At 43.2% G+C, this 24,648-nt stretch carries 23 protein-coding genes; 16 read left to right on the forward strand and 7 right to left on the reverse strand.

Annotated features, from left to right (window positions below; translation table 11 throughout):
- Positions 1-151 precede the first annotated feature (151 nt).
- The gene (locus tag F0251_RS14855; protein WP_080566560.1) at positions 152-763 is read right to left on the reverse strand and encodes a YtjB family periplasmic protein; all 612 of its coding nucleotides are present in this window, start codon (positions 761-763) and stop codon (positions 152-154) included.
- Between the two features lie 109 nt (positions 764-872).
- Between F0251_RS14855 and serB the strand changes: the two genes are divergently transcribed.
- On the forward strand, positions 873-1,853 hold the full coding sequence (gene serB / locus F0251_RS14860) for a phosphoserine phosphatase (RefSeq protein ID WP_105057548.1): 981 nt from the start codon (positions 873-875) through the stop codon (positions 1,851-1,853).
- Positions 1,854-1,963: 110 nt separating this feature from the next.
- Here the strand turns inward: serB and F0251_RS14865 are convergent, their stop codons facing one another.
- Complete coding sequence (locus F0251_RS14865; protein WP_171731256.1) at positions 1,964-4,312, reverse strand: PilZ domain-containing protein; 2,349 nt, start codon at positions 4,310-4,312, stop codon at positions 1,964-1,966.
- A 161-nt stretch (positions 4,313-4,473) separates the two neighbouring features.
- Here F0251_RS14865 and radA point away from each other — a divergent pair, with 161 nt between their 5' ends.
- Positions 4,474-5,853, forward strand: coding sequence for a DNA repair protein RadA (gene radA / locus F0251_RS14870; RefSeq protein ID WP_171731257.1), 1,380 nt, complete (start codon positions 4,474-4,476; stop codon positions 5,851-5,853).
- Positions 5,854-6,087: 234 nt separating this feature from the next.
- On the forward strand, positions 6,088-8,178 hold the full coding sequence (gene fusA, locus F0251_RS14875) for an elongation factor G (RefSeq protein WP_008218763.1): 2,091 nt from the start codon (positions 6,088-6,090) through the stop codon (positions 8,176-8,178).
- A 215-nt stretch (positions 8,179-8,393) separates the two neighbouring features.
- Here fusA and F0251_RS14880 read toward each other — a convergent pair whose 3' ends face one another.
- Both F0251_RS14880 and F0251_RS14885 read right to left on the reverse strand, forming a co-directional pair.
- A complete protein-coding gene (locus tag F0251_RS14880; RefSeq protein WP_171731258.1) occupies positions 8,394-8,606 on the reverse strand; it encodes a VF530 family DNA-binding protein in 213 nt (70 codons plus the stop codon).
- Between the two features lie 39 nt (positions 8,607-8,645).
- Positions 8,646-9,602: a LysR substrate-binding domain-containing protein gene (locus F0251_RS14885; protein ID WP_061032528.1), complete on the reverse strand. Its 957-nt coding sequence runs from the start codon at positions 9,600-9,602 to the stop codon at positions 8,646-8,648.
- A gap of 103 nt (positions 9,603-9,705) precedes the next feature.
- Between F0251_RS14885 and F0251_RS14890 the strand changes: the two genes are divergently transcribed.
- Positions 9,706-9,912: a DUF1127 domain-containing protein gene (locus F0251_RS14890; protein WP_017063291.1), complete on the forward strand. Its 207-nt coding sequence runs from the start codon at positions 9,706-9,708 to the stop codon at positions 9,910-9,912.
- 147 nt (positions 9,913-10,059) lie between these two features.
- On the opposite strand, the gene F0251_RS14895 is transcribed toward F0251_RS14890, so the two are convergent.
- The 3 genes from F0251_RS14895 to F0251_RS14905 form a co-directional block, all read right to left on the reverse strand.
- On the reverse strand, positions 10,060-10,965 hold the full coding sequence (locus F0251_RS14895; RefSeq protein ID WP_061032529.1) for a LysR substrate-binding domain-containing protein: 906 nt from the start codon (positions 10,963-10,965) through the stop codon (positions 10,060-10,062).
- Positions 10,966-11,303: 338 nt separating this feature from the next.
- Complete coding sequence (locus tag F0251_RS14900) at positions 11,304-12,992, reverse strand: AMP-binding protein (RefSeq protein WP_061032531.1); 1,689 nt, start codon at positions 12,990-12,992, stop codon at positions 11,304-11,306.
- Between the two features lie 83 nt (positions 12,993-13,075).
- Positions 13,076-13,819 (reverse strand): AraC family transcriptional regulator, encoded by a 744-nt coding sequence (locus tag F0251_RS14905; RefSeq protein WP_105057542.1) that lies wholly within the window; start codon positions 13,817-13,819, stop codon positions 13,076-13,078.
- Between the two features lie 193 nt (positions 13,820-14,012).
- On the opposite strand from F0251_RS14905, the gene F0251_RS14910 reads away from it, so the two are divergent.
- The 12 genes from F0251_RS14910 to F0251_RS14965 all read left to right on the forward strand — a co-directional run bounded on the left by F0251_RS14910 (position 14,013) and on the right by F0251_RS14965 (position 24,645).
- On the forward strand, positions 14,013-14,186 hold the full coding sequence (locus F0251_RS14910) for a Flp family type IVb pilin (protein ID WP_061032533.1): 174 nt from the start codon (positions 14,013-14,015) through the stop codon (positions 14,184-14,186).
- Positions 14,187-14,359: 173 nt separating this feature from the next.
- Positions 14,360-14,890, forward strand: a complete 531-nt coding sequence (locus F0251_RS14915; RefSeq protein WP_061032534.1) for a prepilin peptidase — start codon at positions 14,360-14,362, stop codon at positions 14,888-14,890.
- Between the two features lie 38 nt (positions 14,891-14,928).
- The gene (locus F0251_RS14920) at positions 14,929-16,266 is read left to right on the forward strand and encodes a hypothetical protein (protein ID WP_061032535.1); all 1,338 of its coding nucleotides are present in this window, start codon (positions 14,929-14,931) and stop codon (positions 16,264-16,266) included.
- Positions 16,267-16,269: 3 nt separating this feature from the next.
- Entirely contained in the window at positions 16,270-17,019 is a 750-nt protein-coding gene (gene cpaB / locus F0251_RS14925) for a Flp pilus assembly protein CpaB (protein WP_061032536.1), read from the forward strand.
- An 8-nt stretch (positions 17,020-17,027) separates the two neighbouring features.
- Positions 17,028-18,482, forward strand: coding sequence for a type II and III secretion system protein family protein (locus F0251_RS14930; protein WP_061032537.1), 1,455 nt, complete (start codon positions 17,028-17,030; stop codon positions 18,480-18,482).
- Positions 18,472-18,744: a hypothetical protein gene (locus tag F0251_RS14935; RefSeq protein WP_061032538.1), complete on the forward strand. Its 273-nt coding sequence runs from the start codon at positions 18,472-18,474 to the stop codon at positions 18,742-18,744. The genes F0251_RS14930 and F0251_RS14935 overlap by 11 nt, the downstream gene beginning before the upstream one ends.
- A 16-nt stretch (positions 18,745-18,760) precedes the next feature.
- Positions 18,761-20,029 carry a Tad domain-containing protein gene (locus F0251_RS14940; protein ID WP_061032539.1) on the forward strand — a complete coding sequence of 423 codons (1,269 nt, stop codon included), beginning with the start codon at positions 18,761-18,763 and terminating at the stop codon, positions 20,027-20,029.
- A 2-nt stretch (positions 20,030-20,031) separates the two neighbouring features.
- Positions 20,032-20,460, forward strand: a complete 429-nt coding sequence (locus tag F0251_RS14945) for a TadE/TadG family type IV pilus assembly protein (protein WP_061032540.1) — start codon at positions 20,032-20,034, stop codon at positions 20,458-20,460.
- A complete protein-coding gene (locus F0251_RS14950; RefSeq protein WP_171731259.1) occupies positions 20,460-20,954 on the forward strand; it encodes a TadE/TadG family type IV pilus assembly protein in 495 nt (164 codons plus the stop codon). Before F0251_RS14945 ends, F0251_RS14950 begins: the two co-directional genes overlap by 1 nt.
- Before the next feature lie 16 nt (positions 20,955-20,970).
- The gene (locus tag F0251_RS14955; RefSeq protein ID WP_061032542.1) at positions 20,971-22,185 is read left to right on the forward strand and encodes an AAA family ATPase; all 1,215 of its coding nucleotides are present in this window, start codon (positions 20,971-20,973) and stop codon (positions 22,183-22,185) included.
- Positions 22,186-22,218: 33 nt separating this feature from the next.
- Complete coding sequence (locus tag F0251_RS14960; RefSeq protein WP_061032543.1) at positions 22,219-23,670, forward strand: CpaF family protein; 1,452 nt, start codon at positions 22,219-22,221, stop codon at positions 23,668-23,670.
- 9 nt (positions 23,671-23,679) lie between these two features.
- Positions 23,680-24,645: a type II secretion system F family protein gene (locus tag F0251_RS14965; protein ID WP_061032544.1), complete on the forward strand. Its 966-nt coding sequence runs from the start codon at positions 23,680-23,682 to the stop codon at positions 24,643-24,645.
- The last annotated feature ends 3 nt before the right edge of the window (positions 24,646-24,648 follow it).

Here is a 24,648-nt window from a genome sequence, read left to right on the forward strand (position 1 = left end):
CCATCTAAGTATTGCTTAGCAATGATACATTTTAGCTCTCGGCTATATTTGGACATAAAAAGACCCCCAATAATTGGTGTCCAACTATTGGGGGTCAGTTCATTGCTGCCTGAGCGTCGGGGCTTTTTATTGGATAACGTAATTGCGCTATTTATGAATTTACGTTCTTCAGAAGTAAGTTCTCGCCTGACTTGGTTGGTCTTCTACGAATCAACATAATAAACAGCACACCACTGACGAAGCCCATTAATACCATACCGATCATGTAGCGATCACTTTTGCGGTAGTGGTGATCCGATATCGCTGTCATTTTACCTGTCTCAAAGGTGACGCGGATAAAACCGATGATGGTGTTTTCTTTCGAGTAAATGGGTTCAACGAGTTGTTGCCTACCGATACTCGCGGTTGAAAGTGGCGTATCTAAGCCGAGTACCTCACGTACTGACAGCGCCTTTTCGCTCGAAGCCAGTCGAATGCCTTCTGCATCATAGATGGTGGTATCGAACACCAGTCGATCTTGAGATAGCTGATTGGTCAGATCAAGCAGTCGCTCTTGGTCTTGTTGTGCGATCATTTTGCTGGCTGAAAGGGAAGCTTGAGAGATAAGCAGCTTGGTAAGTGTCTCGAGCTGTTTCGCTTGGATCTTCTCGTTACCCTTACTGATCACGACCGTATTTTTAATCGTAACGACGAACATAGTAGCCAACAAAATGAGGGCTAACATTCGCAAAGCGTTACGTATTGAGAACAATGATTCATTCATGTTTCACGGGGCCTGAAATAAACAAATGTTATGATTAAGACATATTGAGACTTGCGTTTTCAAATTGCAATAGGTTAACGTTTAGCATAGTTAATTAGGAATCATACACATGGACGCTCAGAAATATCTGCCGATAAAAAGGCATACTACATTATTAACTCGACTCCCCGAGACTCGTTTCGCTTCTCAACTCGCTAAAGCCAAAGCTAACTGGATTGTATTTGGCGAGTACCTATCACCGCAATCTTTCGATGACATCGACTTTTTCACTGGCATTTACAACACCGTTTTAGATACGTGGAAAGTTGGCCATTACGAAGTGGCATTGATGTCTGGCAACCTAACGCCTGCACATGAAGAAATCCTCCAGGCTTTGAAGCTTGATTATGCTTGCCTTAGCGAAGTTCCAGACTTATCTAAGCCGGGTTTGATCGTAATGGATATGGATTCCACAGCGATTCAAATCGAGTGTATCGATGAAATAGCCAAGCTCGCTGGAGTAGGAGAGTTAGTCTCTGAAATTACAGAGCGTGCTATGCAAGGAGAGTTAGATTTCGAACAGAGCCTGCGTCAACGAGTCGGAGCACTGAAAGGTGCGGATGAGTCGATTCTAGAGCAAGTGCGCCAATCACTGCCTTTCATGCCAGACTTAGTTGGACTGGTGAATACGCTTAACAAACTGGGTTGGAAAACCGCTATCGCATCGGGTGGCTTTACTTACTTCTCTGATTACTTAAAAGACACGCTAGACTTAGATCATGCCCAGTCGAATACTTTAGAAATCGTTAAGGGTAAATTGACAGGGGAAGTGTTGGGTGATGTAGTTTCGGCGCAAACCAAAGCCGATATCTTAGTCGAACTGGCTGAAGAGTATGAGTTGGAGCTACATAACACGGTTGCTGTTGGTGATGGCGCGAATGACTTGGTGATGATGGGCGCTGCTGGTTTAGGTATTGCCTTCCATGCAAAACCAAAAGTCGAGCAACAAGCTCAAACTGCTGTGCGTTATGCTGGCTTAGGTGGGGTATTGTGTATCCTGTCTGGCGCGTTGGCTAAGCAACAAAAAATCAGCTGGCAGGCGAAACCGTAAAGGTTCACAACAGCATGATTATTTAATCGTGTGATATTACAAAGACACAAAAGCAGGCACTGAGCCTGCTTTTCTTTTTTATTGTACCTAGAGATGATGGAGTATTATGACTAACGCGTTAGCTCCAATCGGATCAACACTTCATCGGTAATATCTTCTATCTCACCATAACCGATAAACGCGGTGATCTCGTTTTCTAGCTTCTTCGCTTGGTGCATGCTGATACGAGCAAGCTCTTCTAAATCCGATTGGAATAAGGTGGTCAATGGATTGAAGATTGGCGCGGTCGTAACGCGAAGTACATACACATCACCTAAGTGCTGCGCTTTCTTAATGAATAAGATTCTTTCTTTTGCCGAGGTAAAGTCTTTCACCAACTTTGTATGTACTGATTGGATCTTGTCGCCGAACTTCACCGCAGCGATATAGACGTCGTGGTGTTTAGGCTCTGCACCCTCGATTCTCTTGAGGGGCTCAGCCAGCAGCGAATTGGTGTGGCCTTTAAATATAGGCTCCAGTGAGAACTTTTGGTTGTGTCCAAGTTTCGCCAGTAAAGTCAGGTGTTTATTGAGTGGGAAATTCACACCAATGATCTTACAACGCAGTGTTGAACTTGGTTTATCAATAAAGATAGGGCTACTGACCATCTTGCTTAACAAAATATTGTGCAGCGACTCAAGTAAGGAGTTCGTTGGCAGTATCTCTCTCTTCTTAATTAGCTTGCTTTGGTTTTGATCGATAAGCCCATTCAGGAACGCGATAGTACGCATTGTCTTAGCGTTTTCAGCTATCACTAATTGGACATTTCGGCCATTGGGACTCACACGAATCACGTGATAAGGCACTGTGCTTAATGGCAGATTCTTATCGTAAAGCTGTAGCTCATTAAAGTTCACGATCACCGGATCATTGATCTTGAGGACCATTGGCTGTTCAAGAGTAATGCTCAACCCACGTTTCGAGATATCTAAGGTGTGGCCGTTTGCCGCTGCGCCATCTTGTGAGGTAAGTCGCAACGGTGACTTAAATTGGTATCTCGGTTCTTTACGACGGGTCTGAGAGTCAAAATAGATACTTTGAATGTTACCAACCACAGTGCGTGGGTGACGGAAGCGGTTCAGTTCACTGCTTGGAATGCGTGGCTTTTCACTCAATAAGTAATCCGCAGCACTCTCGTGATCGCCAATCTCTTGCAATATACCGCAATGCGTCAGTTGTGCTGAGCTTTGCGCTAGCGTGTCTGAATGTTTGGCTAAAGCTTGTCGCTCCGTTTCTGATAATTCGAATACAGAGAATTTGAACGCCTTCCAGCTTTTACGCTTACCACCAATGTGCCAGAACAGTTGTCTTTGTTCACGAGTCGCTTCAGGTAACATCATCGAATAGAACAGCGTCTTATTTTGATGTTCATGAGTAAACGAATAGATGACGTTGCTGGTGCCTTTCACACCGGGCTTCGCCAGTAAGTTCATGCGCTGTTCGTTGAACAGAGTTCCTAGTGCCTGTTGGTTTCGCTCGTCGTGCCAGTATTGCCATAGCGGATGGTTGTTATCTGTAAGCAGTGCAAGCTTGAGTTCACTGCCACTAAAGAACAGAGGAAGGTTACAAGTGTGTTTTAGATAGGTGTGCTCGATACCTCGAGTGCGGGTTCGAATAACTCTATCTTGATTTTCGTGGCTGGTTTTCTTGCTTGTGCTATTTAAAGACTCATCAAGTAAACGCGCCACAATATTGTTGTCGCTTACCTTGATGGTTCTTAGGAATTTAACCGCGTCATTTTCATAGGATTCATCAATCCCGAGCACACGAAATTCTACTGCTTGGTTTACATCGGTTTCGAGTGACTTCTCAACCAGCTCGGTAAACTTAACGCTGATGATTTCACCTAGGTTATAGCGAAAGACGCTTGGTACTTTGAATTTTGCGCCTGAAGGAGAGATATCGACCGTGACACCGTGTAGGCTTTGTCCTTTTGAAGTGGTGACCTCAACTTGTGAGCTTATCTTGAGTCGGTTCTCTTGACGCTTTAAGTCATAACCTAGGTTAATGGCTTCAGCTTCATAAGGGCTGTTGGCACTGGTGATGTCTTGGGTGTTTTGAGAAGCACTATTAACAACACTACGCAGAGGTTGAGTTCTTGGAGTCATCACTAACTCCCAAGCGCCTTCGGTGTAGCCTTTGAATTTTTTTGTGCCGCGCTGATAGGCATTTAACGCGATGTCGTCGAGCCAGTGTTTACGGCCATCGAGTGTGAACTGACGACACTCATTATCGATACGTCCGCGTAAATCAATGCTCTTTGTACATGGAGCCATGATACGATTCAGTTCCATTTTAACGAGCAGCTTCAGAGACGGTGATTCGCCTTCTGTCATTTGAGAAAGAAGGAATTCGAAATCTTCGGCATGATAAGCCGGGATAAGACGCTCTGCTATAGATAGAATTTCAGATTGCTGCATACTTTTCTTGTTAGAATGGAAGGTACATTTATGTTATCGACTAGTTTAAATCGATCTTTAAATATAAGTGGTATGACTGCAACGTTTATTTGCACCCGTACGGTCAAATAAGTCACAAATTGACAACATCATTGTGTAACTGGGTAAATTATTGAGGTTTTATGGCTAAGGCAAAGCGAGCTTATGTGTGTAATGACTGTGGGGCTGACTTCCCACGTTGGCAAGGACAGTGCAATGCGTGTGGTGCTTGGAACACAATTACAGAAGTTAGGTTAGCCGCTTCACCTCAGGTAGCGCGCAATGAACGATTGAGTGGCTATGCTGGTAGCGCAACAGAGTCTTCGGTTCAAACACTGTCAGAAATCGACCTGCAGGAAGTGCCTCGTTTTAGTAGTGGCTTTAAAGAGCTCGACCGCGTGCTTGGTGGCGGTGTTGTACCGGGTGCTGCGATCCTTATTGGTGGTAACCCAGGGGCGGGTAAATCGACACTATTGTTACAAACCATGTGTCTGCTCTCTTCGCAACTTCCGACCCTTTATGTCACGGGCGAAGAATCTTTGCAGCAGGTCGCGATGCGTGCATCACGTCTTGGTTTGCCTAAAGAACACCTTAAGATGCTCTCAGAAACGAACGTGGACAAGATTTGTCAGGTTGCTGAAAAAGAACAACCTAAGATCATGGTTATCGACTCGATCCAAGTAATGCATGTCGCTGATGTTCAATCTTCACCAGGCAGTGTGGCTCAGGTTCGTGAGTCAGCCACTGCACTGACTCGTTTTGCTAAGCAGAATAATGTAGCAATCTTTCTCGTTGGACACGTAACTAAAGATGGCACGCTGGCGGGCCCTAAAGTGCTTGAGCATATTATTGACTGTTCAGTGTTGTTAGATGGCGGAACAGATAGCCGTTTCAGAACGCTGCGCAGCCACAAAAACCGTTTTGGTGCGGTGAATGAGCTGGGTGTGTTTGCTATGACTGGTCAAGGCCTAAAAGAAGTCAGCAACCCATCGGCTATATTCTTGTCTCGTGGTGAAGAAGAAACGTCAGGCAGTTCAGTGATGGTGGTATGGGAAGGTACCCGACCACTGCTTGTTGAGATCCAAGCGTTGGTGGATTACTCCCAGTTGGCAAACCCTCGGCGAGTCGCGGTTGGTCTTGAGCAGAACCGTCTTTCCTTGTTACTTGCGGTGCTGCATAAACACGGCGGCTTACAAATGGCTGACCAAGATGTGTTTGTGAATGTCGTCGGTGGTGTTAAAGTAACCGAAACTAGTGCTGATCTTGCATTAGTCATGGCATTACTTTCTAGTTTCAGAGACCGTGCATTACCTAAAGATGTGGTGGTTTTTGGTGAAGTAGGCCTAGCGGGTGAGATTCGTCCTGTACCTAGTGGGCAAGAACGCTTGAATGAAGCATTTAAACACGGCTTTAAGAAAGCAATTGTTCCTGCAGCTAATATGCCGAAAGGTGGTATTCCAGGAATGCAAATCCACGGAGTGAAAAAACTATCAGAGGCAATTAATGCTTTTGATGAGTTGTAATTGAACTCACTTCAGCTAATCTATACAGCAGCAATTCAGTCTAACTTTAACCCCGATTGGGCTTTGGGTTAGCACTATAATTAACAATCATTTAGATTGTTTCTACAGCGTGCCTTTTTCTAAATGTTAGGAAAAGGCAAAGTTTTTTAGTCCCAAATGCATGCAAAGCTATCAGTCTTCACAGATTGTGATATACTCTGCGCGCATTTTATATCCTATTAACAGAGTAAGACAATGGCAGATTTATCGAAATACAGAAACATTGGTATTTTCGCGCACGTTGATGCGGGTAAAACAACTACCACTGAGCGTATCCTTAAGCTAACTGGTCAAATCCACAAGACTGGTGAAGTACATGACGGCGAATCAACGACTGACTTCATGGAACAGGAAGCTGAGCGCGGTATTACTATCCAATCAGCAGCTGTAAGCTGTTTCTGGAATGATCACCGTCTAAACGTTATCGATACTCCTGGACACGTTGACTTCACAGTTGAAGTATACCGTTCTCTTAAAGTACTTGATGGCGGTATCGGTGTATTCTGTGGTTCTGGTGGTGTTGAACCTCAATCAGAAACTAACTGGCGCTACGCTAACGAATCAGAAGTATCTCGTCTGATCTTCGTTAACAAACTAGACCGTATGGGTGCTGACTTCTACCGCGTTGTTGACCAAGTTAAGAACGTTCTAGGCGCTACTCCGCTAGTAATGGTTCTACCAATCGGCCGCGAAGATGAATTCGTTGGTGTTGTAGACCTACTAAGCCGTAAAGCATACGTTTGGGATGACACTGGTCTTCCTGAAAACTACGAAATCAAAGATGTTCCTGCGGACATGGTTGATGACGTTGAGCAATACCGTGAAGAGCTAATCGAAACTGCTGTAGAGCAAGACGATGACCTAATGGAAGCTTACATGGAAGGTGAAGAGCCTTCTATCGAAGACATCAAGCGTTGTATCCGTAAAGGTACTCGTGATATCGCATTCTTCCCTACGTTCTGTGGTTCTGCATTCAAGAACAAAGGTATGCAACTTATCCTTGACGCTGTAGTAGATTACCTACCAGCTCCAACTGAAGTTGATCCTCAGCCTCTAACTGATAAAGAGACTGGCGAACCAACTGGTGAAGTTGCAACAGTATCTGTAGATGAGCCTCTACGTGCTCTAGCATTTAAGATCATGGACGACCGTTTCGGTGCTCTAACGTTCATCCGTATCTACTCTGGTGTAATGAAGAAGGGTGATACAATTCTTAACTCAGCAACAGGTAAAACTGAGCGTATCGGCCGTATGGTTGAGATGCAAGCTGATGAGCGTAACGAACTTACATCTGCACAAGCTGGTGACATCATCGCTGTTGTAGGTATGAAGAACGTTCAAACTGGTCACACTCTATGTGATCAGAAGCACGAATGTACTCTTGAGCCAATGATCTTCCCAACTCCAGTAATCTCTATCGCTGTATCTCCAAAAGATAAAGGCGGTTCTGAGAAAATGGGTATCGCGATCGGTAAAATGGTTGCAGAAGATCCATCTTTCCAAGTTGAGACTGACGAAGAAACTGGCGAAACTATCCTGAAAGGTATGGGTGAACTTCACCTAGACATCAAGGTAGATATCCTTAAGCGTACATACGGCGTTGACCTTGTAGTAGGTGCTCCTCAAGTAGCTTACCGTGAAACAATCACGAAAGCTGTTGAAGATAGCTACACGCACAAGAAGCAATCTGGTGGTTCTGGTCAATTCGGTAAGATCGATTACCGTATCAAACCAGGCGAAGCAGGTTCTGGCTTTACGTTCTCTTCTTCAGTTGTTGGCGGTAACGTTCCTAAGGAATTCTGGCCTGCAGTTGAGAAAGGTTTCGCATCTATGATGGAAAACGGTGTTCTTGCTGGCTTCCCAACTCTAGATGTTGAAGTAGAACTATTCGACGGTGGCTTCCACGCAGTTGACTCATCTGCAATCGCATTTGAAATCGCAGCGAAAGGCGCATTCCGTCAATCTATGCCTAAAGCGGGTGCACAACTTCTTGAGCCAATCATGAACGTTGACGTATTCACTCCAGAAGATCACGTCGGTGATGTAATCGGTGACCTTAACCGTCGTCGTGGCATGATCAAAGATCAACAAGCTGGCGCTACTGGCGTACGTATCAAAGCTGACGTACCACTATCAGAAATGTTTGGTTACATCGGTCACCTACGTACTATTACTTCAGGCCGTGGTCAATTCTCTATGGAATTCCTACAGTACTCTCCATGTCCAACAAACGTGGCAGACGAAGTAATCGCTAAAGTTAAAGCAGACAAAGAAGCTGGTAAGTAATTAGCTCTTTTCTAAATTAACTAGAAAGCCCCGCAAGTGAAAGCTTGCGGGGCTTTTGTTTTATGGGAATCATAATACGAGATACGAGATACGAGATACGAGATACGAGATACGAGATACGAGATACGAGATACGAGATACGATGTGGCCCCTAAAAAGTAGACACAGGGGGAATCCCGTATTCAGCAATACGGGACTGATACAGCGGGGGGAGGCTAACGCTTTAAATCAATGTAGATTTGCTCTACTTTACTTCGTGCCCATTCTGTTTTGCGCAGAAACTTTAAGCTCGATTTGATGCTTGGGTCCTTTTTGAAGCAGTTGATATTTACCATGTAGCTCAACTCTTCCCAACCGTAATGTTCAACCAATTCTGTTAGCAGTTTTTGCAGTGTGATGCCGTGAAGTGGGTTATTTGCTTGTGTCATGAGATTTACTCGTCATTTATTTGCTCTCAGTATATCAGTTTAGCCATCGGAGTTTCCCGACCATTTCAATGAGAAGTCGGTATCGACGATGTTGAGCATTTCCCTTCCTTTGTTACCAAACTCACTGACCTGCGTTTCTATCCATTTGGAGAAGCGTTGAATCTTGTCGCGATGAAAGTATCCAGGCGGCGCACATAAGAAATAGTTGTATTTTGGTCTTAGCGCTGTATTACCAATTCTAACTAGCTTCCCTTCTTGCAGGTATCGATACACTAAGCTGTGTTTGACTAAGGCGACTCCTTGAACAGAGAGTGCACCTTCTAGTACAAAGTGAGAGCCATCAAACTGCAACGTGGTGTGACCGCCTTCAACGCCTACTTCATTAAGCCATATTGACCAATCCATATCGGGCCATCGGTCTTCAATTAGCTCGGCTTTGTGCAGGTCCTCGACACTGTATATTCCATACTTCTCCTGATAGAGCGGATGACAAACAGGATATAACACCTCATCCATTAGCCAGCGCGACTCTAAGTTTGGGTAGTTACCGTGCCCGTAGCGTATACAGATATCAATACTTGAATCCTCAAAGGTGATCAGCTTGTTGGTCGGCTCAATCAACATAGAAAGGTCTGGATGTCGCTCTCTGAAATCCCCAATCCTTGGCACTAACCAATGCTGGGCAAAAGATGGGACGGTCGAAATTGATAACTGATTAGGGTTAGGGTCTTGGTTGATTCTTCTTACGCCATCTTGAAGGTGAGCAAAGCCTTTTTTCGCTTGTAGGTACAGTACTTCGCCTTCATGAGTTAAGACTATTTTTCGGTGTTGGCGAATAAACAGATCTGCGCCTAACCACTCTTCAAGTTGGCGAATTTGTTGGCTGACTGCTGCGGCTGTAACAAACAGGGTTTCTGCAGCGAGCTTAAAGCTACCTTTGTCGGCTGCGATATAGAAGTAGTAGATCCCTTGGAATGGTGGGGTACGCTCTCTCACATTAGTTTTCCTTAACTGAGTGCCAGTATCTATCGTTTGTCGACGTTGCTCTGTTGGTTGATTATTAACTATAACAAAGCAAAAGATCAACAGGAGAAAGGCTATGAATACGATCACAGCAACAGCAAATACCAACCATTCATTTTTGTCATCATTATCAATTAAGAAATTCTATTCTAAATTAAGCCTGTACTTTCAAAATCGTAGAACCAGAAAGCAACTGTCTGAGCTACCCGATTATTTACTGAGAGATATCGGTATTACGTCGGAACAAGTCGAGAAAGAACTGAAGAAGTCATTTTGGGAGTGATTCAAGGCAACGTAGCTTTTAACTCGATGTTGCTTTAACTCAACATAGTTTTGTCGGTGTCGAGAGGTTTACGTTACCGTTCTATGTTGAGTTAGGTTTATGGTTTATTTAAGCCTATTCCTTGTTTAAGTAATTAGTAGGTGAGATCTAATTTTCCAATAGCTCGTTTACTTCTTCATGCAACCAATTGGTGAACGCAGTAATACGCTCTTCTCTCGGGGAGTTAGGATCAAAGCACAGGTTTACTTGAACACCAGGTGTCATGCCAATATCAAAAGGTTTCACTAGCAAGCCGCGTTCGATGAAGTCACCAGCTAAGCTGTCTGTTGCCAAGCAAACCCCATGCCCCGCCATGACCGTGGTTAACCCCATATCAAAGGTACCGACCTCCATCCACTGAATGGCGCTGCTTTGAGTCGATATGTTTGCTTGCCTAAACCATTCCTCCCACGGGAAACAACCGCTATCAAACTGAATCAGCCAACATTTGAGGAGTTGTTCCGGTGATGTGAAGTTCAAAGAGTTTGCGAGTTCAGGAGAACAAAAAGGGTAAACCGGTTCGTTGATTAGCATCTCTAGAGTCAAGCCTTCTTCAACGCATAGATCTTCGCCCTGCAGAATAGCCACATCAATCTCACCATGCTTTAAATTTGGGGTATCAGACCCTGTTAGCACCTTAATTGGGATTTCTGGGTGCTTTACCGAGAACTTCCACAGCCTAGGCAGTAACCAACGAGAAGCAAAAGAAGGGGGAGTTCTAACAACAAGCAGCCCTTGAATAGGTTCTGATTGGATCTTGTTTAACCCCAGCAGAACCTCTTGAAATCCATCAGAGACATGTCTAAAAAGTGTGTGCCCTTCATGCGTCAAAGTCATTGCACGCCCCTTACGAATAAAGAGCTTACATCCAATCTGTTCTTCTAACTGTCGAATCTTCTGGCTGACGGCTGCTTGAGTGACGAACAGCTCTTCAGCAGCTTTGCTGTAATTGCTCAAGCGAGCCGCAACTTCAAAGTAACGGAGACCTGAAAGGTGACGCAGTCTATTGTCCATAATCTCAGCTTATAGTTCTTGTTAATAATGGTTGTTCGATTATCGAACAGGTTGTTTTCATAATAGCGATAAATAAACAGGGAATACAAGAGAGAGAACATGAAAGCAATAACCTGCTGGGTCGGTATATTTGTTACTCAGGTACTTAAAATCAATGATAATACTAAGGTGAGGAAGCCGAATAAATCTAGACAAGTTGTTTGCTTGGAATCGTTAAGTCATCGAATGAGAAAGGATGTCGGCTTAGATTACGAGAGTAGTGATGCTGCGGATTATACTAAGTACTTATAATGTGAGCTTACAAAAAAGGAGCCATAATGGCTCCCTTTCGATTTTAATTATTCTTCCCAAACCACCAATTTATCTTTCGGCCAGTTATGACCGGCTTCATGGTACTTCTGCTCTAGTACATGGCGTTTGATCTTGAGTGTTGGTGTTAACACACCATTTTCAATACTCCATGGTTCTTTAATCATCAGTACGCCCTTGATCTTCTCATGAGACGCGAGCTTCTCATTCATTCTCTCGATCACTCGTTTAGTGGTTCTCTCGTAGCGAGCGCGATCAAAGTTAGGGAAGTCATGTGGGACAACAAGCAGAATTGGACCAGGTAAGCCAAGGCCAATCAGACACATCATCTCTACGCGGCTGTACTCAAAGAGTTTGTTCTCGATTGGCACTGGCGCGACAAACTTACCTTTCGCAGTTTTAAAGGTGTCTTTTTTACGCCCTCGAATGGTGAGGTAGCCTTCGCTATCAATATCACCAATATCACCGGTGTGCAGCCAGCCTTCAGAATTAAATGACTCTTGCGTTGCAATGTCATTTTTGTAGTAACCAGAGAATAGGCCTTTACCACGAACTAAAATCTCTTCATCTTCGGCAATCTTAAGTTCAATGCCAGGACCAGCATTACCAACGGTACCAATCTTATCTGCTCTGAACGGATAATTTAATGTGCTGTAAGCAAAAGACTCAGTCATCCCCCACGCTTCGGTAATGTGTAAACCAACGCTTTCATACCATGCAAGTAGCGCTGGTGATACTGGTGCGGAGCCACAGCCTAGAACGCGAGCTTGATCTAGGCCTAAGCCATCAGCAAGCTTCTTCTTAATGATGTTATTAATGAACGGGATCTTCAGCAGAATGTTCAGTTTTTTCTGCGGCAGCTTATCTTGGATGCGCTGTTGGAACAGGGTCCATAAACGAGGGACAGAAATAAACAGAGTAGGACGCTGCATCTTCACATCATCAATGAAGGTGTCTAAAGATTCTGGGAACGCCGTTACCACCCCGCCCATGACTGAAGAACCAAAGATGTAGACTCGCTCTGTAATATGAGCCAGTGGTAGGTAAGAGAACAGACGGTCATCTTTTTGGATACCGATATGATCGATCAGTCTCTGAACTGACCACGTAAAGGCACCGTATGTGAGCATTGCGCCTTTTGGTAGGCCAGAAGTCCCCGATGTGTAAACAAGAGACATAAGCTTATCATCGTAATGCTGAGGACGTTTGGTGGTTGGTTCATGTGCTTCGATGAGCTGTTCAAATGTATGTTGGCACTTTGGCGCGGTATCGTAGGGTAGCGAGATACTAATCAAACTTGTGTTGTCATCTAGTACTTGTTGTGTTGCCTTAGGGTCATCCAGTTTACCTGCAATCACAATTTTACTTTCACTGTGCTCGATACAGTATTGGATGGTATCTGCACCTGCGGTAGGAAAAATTGGGACGCTGACAAAATCTCCTAACATCATGGCAAGATCACAGATAAACCATTCCGCACAGTTTTTAGAAATAAGCGCGACTCGATCGCCGGGCTCGGCACCGAGTGCCTCTAGTGCAGACGCCAGTTTTAGTGCTTTATCAGCCACTTCTTTGTACGTGAACTCGACAAACTGGCGGTTAATAATTTGTTTTAAATAGACCTCATTTGGACGTTCTTCTGCCCATTTAAGAATCATATCATTAGGTGTAGGGAGAGCTGTTGCTTGTTCTTGGCTAAACTCGTTAGGCTGAATCATTGTCTAACTCCATGTTTTTCGCTAAGTTATTTTTGTTAAAATCATGTTAAATGTACCATGATTTTTTCTTTTAGGGAGTAAAATTAGCGTTTTCTGTTATCCATGCAGGCTCGTCTGTAACTTGCAGGCGTTACGCCAGTTCTTTTCTTGAAGATTCTTGAGAAATATGACACATCCTTGTATCCACATTGATAAGAGATAACCGCTATTTTTGATTCGGTATCGGCCTCGATTAGCTTCTTGGCTAATAAGATTCGTTTATCACACACGAAGTCACGAAAGCTTACCCCAAAGTGTAGATGAAACTTCTTAGAAAAGTAGGTGGTGGAACAGTGACATTTCTCTGCAATCTCCGTTTCTCTTATCTCCTTGTTAATATTATCCATTACAAAGTTTACGACTTCAGACGTGAACAGCTTTGCTGACAGCTGGTTGTTGTTATTCGTTTTTCGGTCAAGATCGAAGTGAGGGTCAAAGATATGCTGTGTTTTACTCTTTAGTTCTTCGAAGGCACTGGTCAGATGATTGTTACTCGTTTCTATAATGAAAAATATATTCTTATGATTTCGAATGATATTAGGTATCTCAAATGGTGAAATTAAAACTATCCGCTTGTTTAGGTTTTCACAAATAGATAATGCCATGGTAAGTAATTGAATTTCACTTTCTCTATTTAAAATGAAAAATACAATTCTTACATCTAAGTTACTGATAACTGATATATCTTGTTGAAAATTTTCCACAGGGAAGTAACGACTAACTTTATTTATAATAATTGAATTAAACTCGCTATCTATATCTGATAGCAGTGGTGTTATTAATTTCATTTCTACTAAACCTGTATCATATATAAATGGCCAGATGTGAAAATTCAGAAATAAGGAAATTATTACAGAGATTAGAAGTACAACAAAAAAGTGCAAGTAAATGGCAAAAAAATCCTAACCGAATGTGTGACTCACCTCTAGATTTACTTTACAGGTAAACGAAGCCTGTTATGAAAATCAAGGAGAGGTTGTCATGGGTAAGTTTTTGAATAATTGCAAAGAATTCATGAAAGATGAAGAAGGGTTGACTGTAATCGAGTATGTAATCGGTGCAGCATTATTGGTTTTAGGCTTAACAACTGTATTTTCTGGCCTAGGTAATACTCTGGCAAATAAATTAAACGCTATTGTTGCCAATGTAGGTTAGTGGTTGAAGCTATGAACAATAATAAACTGAGACGGCAATCGGGGTTAACTACGGTCGAATACGTGATTGGTGCGGCCTCGCTTGTCCTTGCTGTTGGGTTAGTTTTCTCTGGGATGGCAACAGCCTTACTTAGTAAGTTTCAGAGCATTATATCGAGTGTATAAATAGAACATATGATTAATGAGCCTTCTGCTTTTTGGGCACTGCTAATTGCAGTTTCGGTATACGATGTTGAAAAGCATCGTATACCTAATAAAATATTGATACTTCTTTTGTTTGTTTATTTTTTGTCAATGTTTGATAGCAATTATACGTTGGGCTTTTTCTTGTCTTCATTAGCAGGGTTTGCAGTACTTTTTGGGTTTGGTTTGCTTTTGTATTTTATGAGAGCAATGTCTGCAGGTGATGTGAAGTTATTGGGCGTTGTTGGAATGTATCTTGGGTGGGGACAAATACTTGATGCATCGTACTTTATCTTACTTGCTTCTGGGATGATCGGATCCTTTTATTTACTTTATAACTACGCTAACTCAAGTAGTGTCAGCATTAAAGGTTATTTCCAAAATAAACTTATTTTATTGAGTGGTGTTTCACCAGTCAAAGATGAGCGTACTAATTTTCATAATCGATACTTAAATAAAGTGACAATGCCTTTTGCCCCCTCTGTTGTCATAGGATTAGCGATGTATAGCTATTTTAATTAAAGCTGTTGTTGGTAAGCTTTGTGGAGAGGAATAATATAATGGATATTATAGGGCATACGGCTTCAACAACATTAAAACCGCAAATATCAGCTCCTGTTGTCCCAACATCACTTGATACGTTGGGAATTCCTGAAGTCGTGATTGAAAATCTCGTACTTAAGCATTTGTCTGCATACCCTAAATCGGACGTTTTAGAACTTTCCAACCATATATGTGTTGTGACTCATATTGTGGAAAGTGCTTTGGCGGTATTGAGGAAAAAATCTCTAATTGAGGTTTTTCAACCTACCTCAGATCTTTCTCTCTCATCTGCATCACATAGTCACGTTCGTTACTCTCTCTCAGAGAAAGGGCTAGAAGAAGCCGATTTAGCTTTCAAGCGTGATGCTTATTTAGGTCCAGCCCCAGTTTCTCTTGAGCAATATAGTGAGGTGGTCAAGCAGCAAGACCTTAGGGCTGAGCTCGTGACTCGTCCACATGTCGAGGCGGCGTTAAGTGATGTCTATGGCATCGATAAAATGATTTCCGTCCTAGGGCCGGCAATAAACTCAGGGCGAGCCCTTTTGTTATATGGGCATGCTGGTACTGGTAAAACCTTTGTTGCTAGCCGTATTGTCAACGCTTTGCACACTTCGGTGTTTATTCCTTATGCCGTCTATGCGCTTGGCAATATTATCAAGGTTTTCTCTGCACAACACCATAAACCTTTAGATAGAAACGGCAGTACCAAAGCTATCTCGCTAAAAGATCAATACGATAAGCGCTGGCTTAACTGTGAGAGACCGAATATCCAGGTCGGTGGTGAGCTCACCATGGATATGCTTGAGGTGAATCACTCAGAAAACAGTCGAGTCTGGTTAGCCCCGGTACAGATGATGGCAAACAATGGAATTTTCGTGATAGACGATCTTGGCCGTCAACCTATGCCTGTAGACACATTGTTGAATCGATGGATAGTGCCGATGGAGTATGCTTTTGATTATCTATCGCTGCCCAACGGTCAGCAAATTACGATGCCGTTTGTTTTAACTCTTGCCTTCTCTACCAACTTAAATCCAAAGAAAATCAGTGATCCCGCATTTTTGCGTCGTTTAGGTTACAAAATTGAATTTAAGCCTCTTATGCAGCGTGATTACGAAGCGTTGTGGATGAATGTTGCCGCAGAGAAAGAGGTTGAACTTCAAGACGGTTTCTTTGAGCGTTTATCCCAAATGCACACTTTATACAAAGTGCCATTTTTCCCCTGCTTGCCGAAAGATCTGGTAGGTATAAGTAAAGATATTCTTTCGTTCGAGCAACTCCCGCCTGTTATCACATTCGATATTCTTTCCATGGCTTGGGAAGTTTATTTTACCTCTGATGGACATGAGGAATAACACATGAATAAGAGTCAAGTTTTCCTACTATTTTTACTGTCCGTAGTATTTGGTTTAGCTGCTGTTTTTTTCGCTAAACAATGGATGGAAAATCAAGTACAGCCAACAGTCGAAGTTGAAACTGTGGAGCGTCATCCAGTAGTTGTGGCCTCACAAGAGATTGAAGCTGGAACGATAATTGAAGAGCAGTTCCTAACCACGAAGTTAATGGAAGTCGATTGGATTAACGAGAATAACTACTCCGATGTTTCAGAACTCGTTGGCAAGGTGGTTGCAAATACCATTTATGCCGGAGAGGTTCTCCACAAAATGCGTTTTACTGTTCCTGGTGAAGGTTCAACATTAGCGGCATTGATCCCTGAGAATAAGAGAGCGGTAACGATCCGAGTTGATGACGTCATAGGTGTCGCTGGGTTCCTATTACCTGGGAATAAGGTCGATATTCTTAACACCGTTTCTTATAGCCAAAATTCAGCGTCGACTCGAACAGTATTGAAAGACATTAAGGTCTTGGCTGTAGACCAAACAGCTAAAACGAAAGAAAACAGTCCGATTATCGTGAGAGCTGTGACGTTAGAGGTTTCCCCTCAAGATGCTGAAAAATTACTGACGGCAAAGAGTAAGGGGAGTATTCAACTAACTTTGAGAAACCCACACGAAGTCGAGAAAAAAGTGGCTCGTCGATATGTACCTAGACCAAGTGTAACCATCATCAAAGGTACTCAAGCATCTAGTGTTCGCGTCAAGGATTGAGGTGAGATATGAAAATAATATTAACGTGTGTTTTGAGCCTAGTTTGTTTTTCTACATTGAGCTTTGCCGCTCTTCAAACTGGGAAAACCGTCACGGTTCCTCATCACAAATCAACGCATGTCGTTTTATCGGGTAAGGCTAGCAAGGTGTCACTTGGTGACCCTGATGTCCTTGATATTGTGATGCTTAAATCTAACGAGTTATTTTTGATAGGTAATAAATTAGGTGCTACCAACCTAATGGCTTGGGACGCTCGAGGGCAGTTGATTGAGTCTATCAATATTGAGGTTACTCATGATCTTAATAGTTTAAAGGCTAAGTTATATGAGTTCCTTCCTGATGAAACGATTGAGGTACATAGTGCGCAAAACCGTTTGCTGCTGAGCGGTCAGGTGAGCAACCAACAGCAGATGAATGTCGCGATGAGAATTGCAGAAACTTACTCCTCCGGGCAAACCGCAGATGAGTCAAAAGAGAGTGGTAGTGAGCAAGCTGCGGCGACTGGGGTCATCAACTTAATGTCGATTGGTGGTGCTCAGCAAGTCATGCTAGAGGTCACTGTCGCTGAAGTGCAAAGAAGCTTAGTTCGAAAATTCGATGCTAACTTCCATTTCTTCCAAACCAGTGGTTCTGATTTTTCATGGGGAGCGTCTTCTGTGCCTGCTGGTGTATTGGGTGCAACGCCGATTTTTGATATTCCCACCTCAACAGATTATGGGATTTTAGGTTCTTTTATCGATAGCAATACATTGTTTACCTTTGCTCTGGATGTTGCAAAGCAGAATGGTGTAGCCAAAGTTTTGGCTGAGCCGAATCTAACCGCGTTAAGTGGTTCAAAAGCTGAATTTTTAGCGGGCGGTGAGTTCCCAATCCCTGTGCCTGATGAAGACGGCATCACCATTGAATACAAAGAATATGGTGTAGGGCTGAAATTCATCCCAACGGTTCTTAGTGATAAAAAAATCAACCTGAACTTGGCTGTTGATGTGAGTGAAATTGCGAATAGTAGCTCGCTAACGATTGATCCTGGTACTACCAACGCGACTTACTTCATTCCACCTATTACGCGTCGTAGTGCATCTTCAACACTTGAGTTAGCAGATGGCCAGACTATCGGTATTGCAGGTTTACTGAGTGAGAATGTGAGAGATATCAGCAACAAGATGCCAGGCTTTGGTGATGTGCCGATTTTAGGGCAGCTTTTCAACAGCCAAGAGTATGTATCTGGCGAAACCGAACTGGTTATTCTTGTGACTCCAAGGCTTGCCAAGCCAATCGACCGCACGAAAGTGACATTACCAACAGATGCTTTCGTCGACCCTAATGACTTGGAATATTATTTGTTAGGCCGAAGCGCTTACATTGCTGAACCGTCTGAATCCACTTCAGAGCAATCTCAATCAGCACAGGCCGTATCGCCAACCGACGGCGGTAGTGAAGGCTCATTTGGTCATGATTTATAAGGAGATAGATATGATTAGAATAATGATGGTCTTTCTCGTGATGGTGCTAGTTGGCTGTGCTAATGATGCCCGTTTGGGGCATTCAGTAGCACTAGTGAAAACAGAACAAACATATAACCCTAATGCGACCCAAGAGAATCTACTCGAAGTACCGGACGGTACAGGGGAGCGGATGCAGGCTGGTTACGACCGATATGTTGGCAGAGGTGAAAATGATCTGTCCGGAAGCAGTAGTAGCCAGATCCTAGAAGAGTTTAACTAAATCTGGAGGTACTCACATGTTGTATCGAGTATCACAAAGCCCCAAAAAGCAGCAAGGCTTAGTCGTAGTCATGATTACAGCCGCTTTGTTGGTTTTTTTAGCTGTCTCAGCGTTAGCTGTCGATATCAACCATATGGTTGTGAATAAAACGCGGTTACAAAATGCAGTCGATTCTGCTGCGCTAGCTGCCGCAACTATTTTAGACAATAGTAAGGATAAAGATGCCGTAGATGCAGAGGTTGGCACCGCATTAAATGCTATGGCAGCCGCCACAGGTAATCATGAATTTGATTTTAGTACGGCTTCTGTAAACATTGATTATTCAAATGATCCTAAGGATTTTACAGGAACAGCAACGTTCGGTGCAGATGATGATGTCTATGTGCGTGTTCGTGTCGATTCCTTGGATATGGATGAGTTTTTCATTCAAATGTTTGGACTAGAAAAAACCGTTTCGGCGAGTGCGGTTGCTGGCCCTAGTTCTGGTCAGGTCGTTGTTAATAATGTTGTGCCAATTGGTGTGTGTATTGGTGATGGCACGTCGGATAATGATGTCTCACCAGAAGATGGGTACCATGATGTGACTGGTGAGGAAATAACCAGTGTTTTTGGTTATGAAGTTGGCACCGTTCATGCGTTAAAGGTCGGCGACAAGAGCTTATCTGAAATGGGGAATGGTAATTACCACCTTCTTGATTTTGGATCTGGTGGTAAAACGGTGAAAGAAGGTTTAGGCGGCAGTTATGATTATCCGGTTAAAATTGGCGAAGACATTACAACGAAGCCGGGTGGCACGGTAGGTCCGACTGGTGATGGTCTAAATACTCGTTTTGGTGATTATGGCGGCGGTTTATCAGCCTCCGATTACCCTTCAGATTATGTAACAACGGAACCTACAGACGAAATAACAATTGATGCGAGTACAGGTGAGATCGATTTTGATGGCACTTACAGTTACGCACAATATGAAGCTGATACCAATGCATGTATTGCTAGTGGTGGTAGTGGTTGTGCGTCTAATGGTGTCGCATGGCGTCGTATTTTAGCCATACCTATGGTGGATTGTTCAGGTAAAAGCGGTGGTACCACTGACTTTACAGTGAACAAAATTGGTTGCTTCTTTTTGTTGCAAAAAGCACCGACAAATAATTCAGGTACTCCTGCCGTATTTGGTGAATTTATTCACTCCTGCAGTGTGACAGGTGGGGCGGGTAGTACGACCTCTACAACAGAAGGGACTTATAGGATTGTTTTGTATAAGGACCCTGATAGTGGGGAGTCTTGATTATGAAACTGTTGAGAAAACGACAAAGCGGTTTTGCAGCTATCGAGGTGGTACTGGCCACACCCGTATTATTGTTCTTTATGGTATTGGTGCTTGAATTCGGAAATATATTGATTCATTACAATGTCATTTCAAAGTCAGTGCAAAATGGAGCGCGTTATGCGGTTAGTGAAGTGTATGGGACTGTTGGCGGCACAATAGCCCCTACGTCAGAAATTCAGAATGTAGTGGTCTATGGTCAAAATAGTGTGGGCACGGCGGTACTCTCTTCATTGACGACAGCAGATGTCACTGTCACTCAGCCATCTGGTGATAGCTATGTGCGAGTAAGTGTTACCTATGATTATGTTCCACATTTCTTGTCTATTCCCTTTTCGTCGGAGAGCTTTGCCATTCCATTAAGTGTGACTTCGGTTATGAGGGTGCTGTGATGAAAAGGCTAAAAGGGCGTATTAAAGGACTTGCCATCGTTGAATTTACATTAGTGTCATGGCTGATTTTTCTTTTGATTTTTTTAATCTTGGCATTTGGTGCTTATATATTTTCACTACAAATGGTCAGTGAAGCGACAAGGAAGGCGGCTAGACTGGCGACAGTATGCTATGTCTTAGATAGAGATAATATTGGTGCAATGGTGGTGGGTGAGATCCCGCTGGTTGGGTTTTCTGGTGCTAATTTAGAGGTGGCTTACCTTGATGCGAGTGGAGGGGAGATAGCATCAGATTTCGAAGATAACTTCGATGATATTAAGTTTGTACGTGCCAGAGCGACTGGCTACGGCATTCAGTTGATTAGTAACCTAAGTTTCTTAGGTAACAATGGGTTTCTTGCTGCCCCTGCATTCGAAACAATTTTACCGGCTGAAAGTTTAGGGGTTGTTAGGGCAGATTCTGACATTAAGAATCGATGTCCCGAAGTTATCTAGTACAGGAGTTTGATGTATGGGGGAAGCAATTCAAATGACGCCTAATGAGGGTGACATTACGCGTTTGAGAACTAATTTAAAGGTCTGGTTAATATACAATACTGAGGCTTTTCATTCGCATATGAGCCACGAATTGAAGAAATGCCGAAACGTACATGTGACGGCTTTTTCACTCTCGGCAATGAGCGAGGAATACCTAAAAAGTGCTGATGTTCCAGAACTCATTTTTGTCGAGGCCAATGGAAATTGGGCTCAAAAAATGGTTGAACTGCAAGGGTATGATCTGTCGCTTGAGGACGAGAACCTATCTTTGGTTGTGCTGGGAGATGAAAGTGATAATGGGGCGTTAAAGATAGCACTTCGCTTGGGAGCATCAGACTTCTTGTCGCACAATGTCATGCTCTCTGATTTACTCCCTCTGTTAAAAAAAACAGCGGCCGAAAAACTTGAGAACTCGAACTATGGTGAGTTTATTTTGTTTTTGAATACGAAAGGGGGGATGGGGGCGACAACTCTGGCTTTGAATACCGCTATTGAGATGGCCAGTCAGCATCCTAATGAAGTGCTTTTGCTCGATATTGATCTCCAATTTGGAGTAATTCCTGATTACTTAAATATTATTCCTACCTACAGCGTTTCTGATGCAATAAATAGCGCGAATGACCTGGATGAAATCTCCTTAGGTACTTTGGTCAATAAACATGAATCTGGTCTTCATGTTCTAAGCTTTAAGCATGAAAACAATGCTGATGATTTCGAGCAGGCACAAAAAATAGGCAGGCTGCTGCCTATATTGCGCCGTTTTTACCCTTATGTGGTGATCGACCTATCTAGAGGGTTAGATCATGTATTTGCATCTGCTATATCACCAGCAACGAAAGTGCTTCTGGTTTTACAGCAGAGTTTAGTGTCAGTAAAAAACACAAGTAGATTAATTAAGTCTCTGAAGTTTGAGTACGGCTTACAAAGCGACGCAATAGAGGTGATCCTTAACCGTTACGAAAAACGACATTCTATTAAGTTAAAGGACATTGAGCAGGCGGTGGGTAACCACGATATCCACTTGATGCCTAATGACTTTAAAGTGGCACTAGAGAGTGCCAACTTGGGGCAGCCGTTAGTTCAGTCGAGAAAGAAAAGCTCAATTACTCGTTCTATCATCGATTTGTCTCACGTTCTTTCACCACCAGAGCAAGAAGAAAAAGGCTGGTTGAAAAAGTGGTTTTCATAACGGGTAGATGAATAGTGAACACGAGGGATTGTGATGTTCTTTAAACGAAAAAATGTAAATCCAGAGTTTGAAAAAAGAGTAGAACAGATTTCGCATGACTCAGAAGATACCAACCCTGTTGAGCGTTTATCCAGTGTTGATACGTCTAGTCAATCTCGCAGTTCTGAAGCGAATGTAGAAAAGGAAAAAGCGATTGATGAAGCTCGAAAAGTGTTAGAGCAAGAGTTATCAATCAAACACTTTTTTCATAAGCAACTGCTTGAGACCCTAGATTTAGGATTACTTTCAAGTTTGGAAAAAGAGCGGGCTAAGGTTGACTTGCATGAAGCCATTTTACAGTTGATGGCTGACGATGGTAGTCATGCGCTGAGTGCTGAAGGGCGAAAGCGGGTTATAAAGCAGATAGAAGATGAGGTGTTTGGTCTTGGGCCGTTGGAGCCTTTACTCGCTGACCAAACCGTTTCAGATATCTTGGTGAATGGTCCTAAGAGCGTTTATGTCGAGCGAAGAGGTAAGCTTGAAAAGACGCCGTATACTTTTCTTGATGATCGCCATTTAAGAAATATCATTGACCGTATCGTAAGCCAGGTTGGTCGCCGAATCGATGAAGCATCACCTATGGTAGATGCCCGTTTAGTTGATGGATCTCGTGTGAATGCAATTATCCCTCCTCTTGCGCTTGATGGCCCTTCTGTTTCTATTCGTCGCTTTGCGGTTGATCGTTTAACGATGGATAACCTGATTGACTACAACTCAGTTTCGCCGCAAATGGCTAAATTTGTTGAAGCTGCGGTTAAAGGTGAACTCAACATATTGATTTCAGGTGGTACTGGTTCGGGAAAAACGACCACGTTAAATATCTTCTCCGGCTTTATTCCACGTGACCAGCGAATCATTACAATAGAGGACTCTGCGGAGCTTCAACTTCAACAACCTCATGTTATTCGTTTAGAGACTCGCCCTGCAAACCTAGAAGGTAAAGGGGAGATAAGTCAGCGGGAACTCGTGAAAAACACCCTACGTATGCGACCCGATAGAATCGTGGTTGGTGAGGTTCGTGGTAGCGAAGCGGTTGATATGTTAGCTGCGATGAATACTGGCCATGACGGCTCTCTCGCGACAATCCATGCCAACACCCCTCGTGACGCCTTAAGCCGTGTAGAAAACATGTTTTCTATGGCTGGTTGGAATATCTCAACCAAAAACTTAAGAGCTCAAATTGCTTCAGCTATCCACTTAGTCGTTCAAATGGAACGTCAAGAAGATGGTAAACGCCGTATGGTGAGTATTCAGGAAATCAACGGCATGGAAGGTGAGGTAATTACGATGTCGGAAATTTTCCGATTCCAACGTAAAGGTATTGATGAAGAGGGCAATATCCTCGGTTACTACACCGCAACGGGTGTGGTGCCTCAGTATCACGACCAACTAGTTAAACGTGGTCTTGACCTGCCTTTCGAACTCTTTACTGAAACTCACAGTTAAGGAGAGATTATGGATAACGTAAGTGTTTCATTAGCACTATTGTTTATCGCGGTACTTTTTATCTCCCAAGCACTATTGCTACCTGCTGCGGGGAAAAAAGCAAAGCATAAAGAGTTATCTCGTCGCTTAAAAGAGACGCAGCGTAATATTGATGAAGAGAGTTTGTCTTTGTTAAAAGAGCATTATAACAAAGACTTATCCCCCATCGATCGTAAGCTCATTGTGGTTCCTTATTTTGCTAGCTTGAAAAAAATGTTGGAGTTGGCAGGTATTAGAGTCGCGTTAAGTCGCTTTCTGTCGACTGTGACTCTTTGCGGGCTTGCGCTGACATTGATAGCCATCATGACAAATCAAGTGTGGTTTATCTGTGTCGCAGCCTTCATCCTTGTTTGGGTTATCGCTTACCTATATGTGCAGAATCGAGTGACTTATCGAATGGCTCGATTTGAAGAGCAACTCCCAGAAGCTTTAGACATCATTCGCCGAGCATTACAAGCTGGGCAGCCTCTTGTGCAGTCTTTTAATGAAGTGGGTGAAGAGCTACCAGATCCGATAGGCACTGAGTTTAAGAACACGTATAACCTGCTTAACTACGGTTATGACTTGCGCCTGGCTATTTTACAGATGGCTGAACGTGTACCAACGGTTTCTATGTTGGCTTTCTCTAGTGCCGTGATGTTGCAAAAAGAGACTGGGGGTAACTTGTCTGAGAACCTCCAAAAAGTATCTGAAGTACTCAGAGCTCGCTTTAAGTTAGAAAGAAAAGTGAAGACGCTCTCGGCTGAAAGTCGATTATCGGCATGGATATTAACACTATCTCCATTTGGGTTGTTTTTTGCTTTAAGAGTTGCCAGCCCAGAATACATAGAACCGCTTTACCAAGATCCCCGAGGTCTATCAATGGTTAGTGTGGGTATAGTGCTGTTGGCTGTCGGAGCCTTATGGATCAAAAAGATCATTAGCATAGAGATATAAGCC

This window comes from Vibrio sp. 070316B, assembly GCF_013114115.1.
GTDB classification, from domain to species: domain Bacteria; phylum Pseudomonadota; class Gammaproteobacteria; order Enterobacterales; family Vibrionaceae; genus Vibrio; species Vibrio chagasii_B.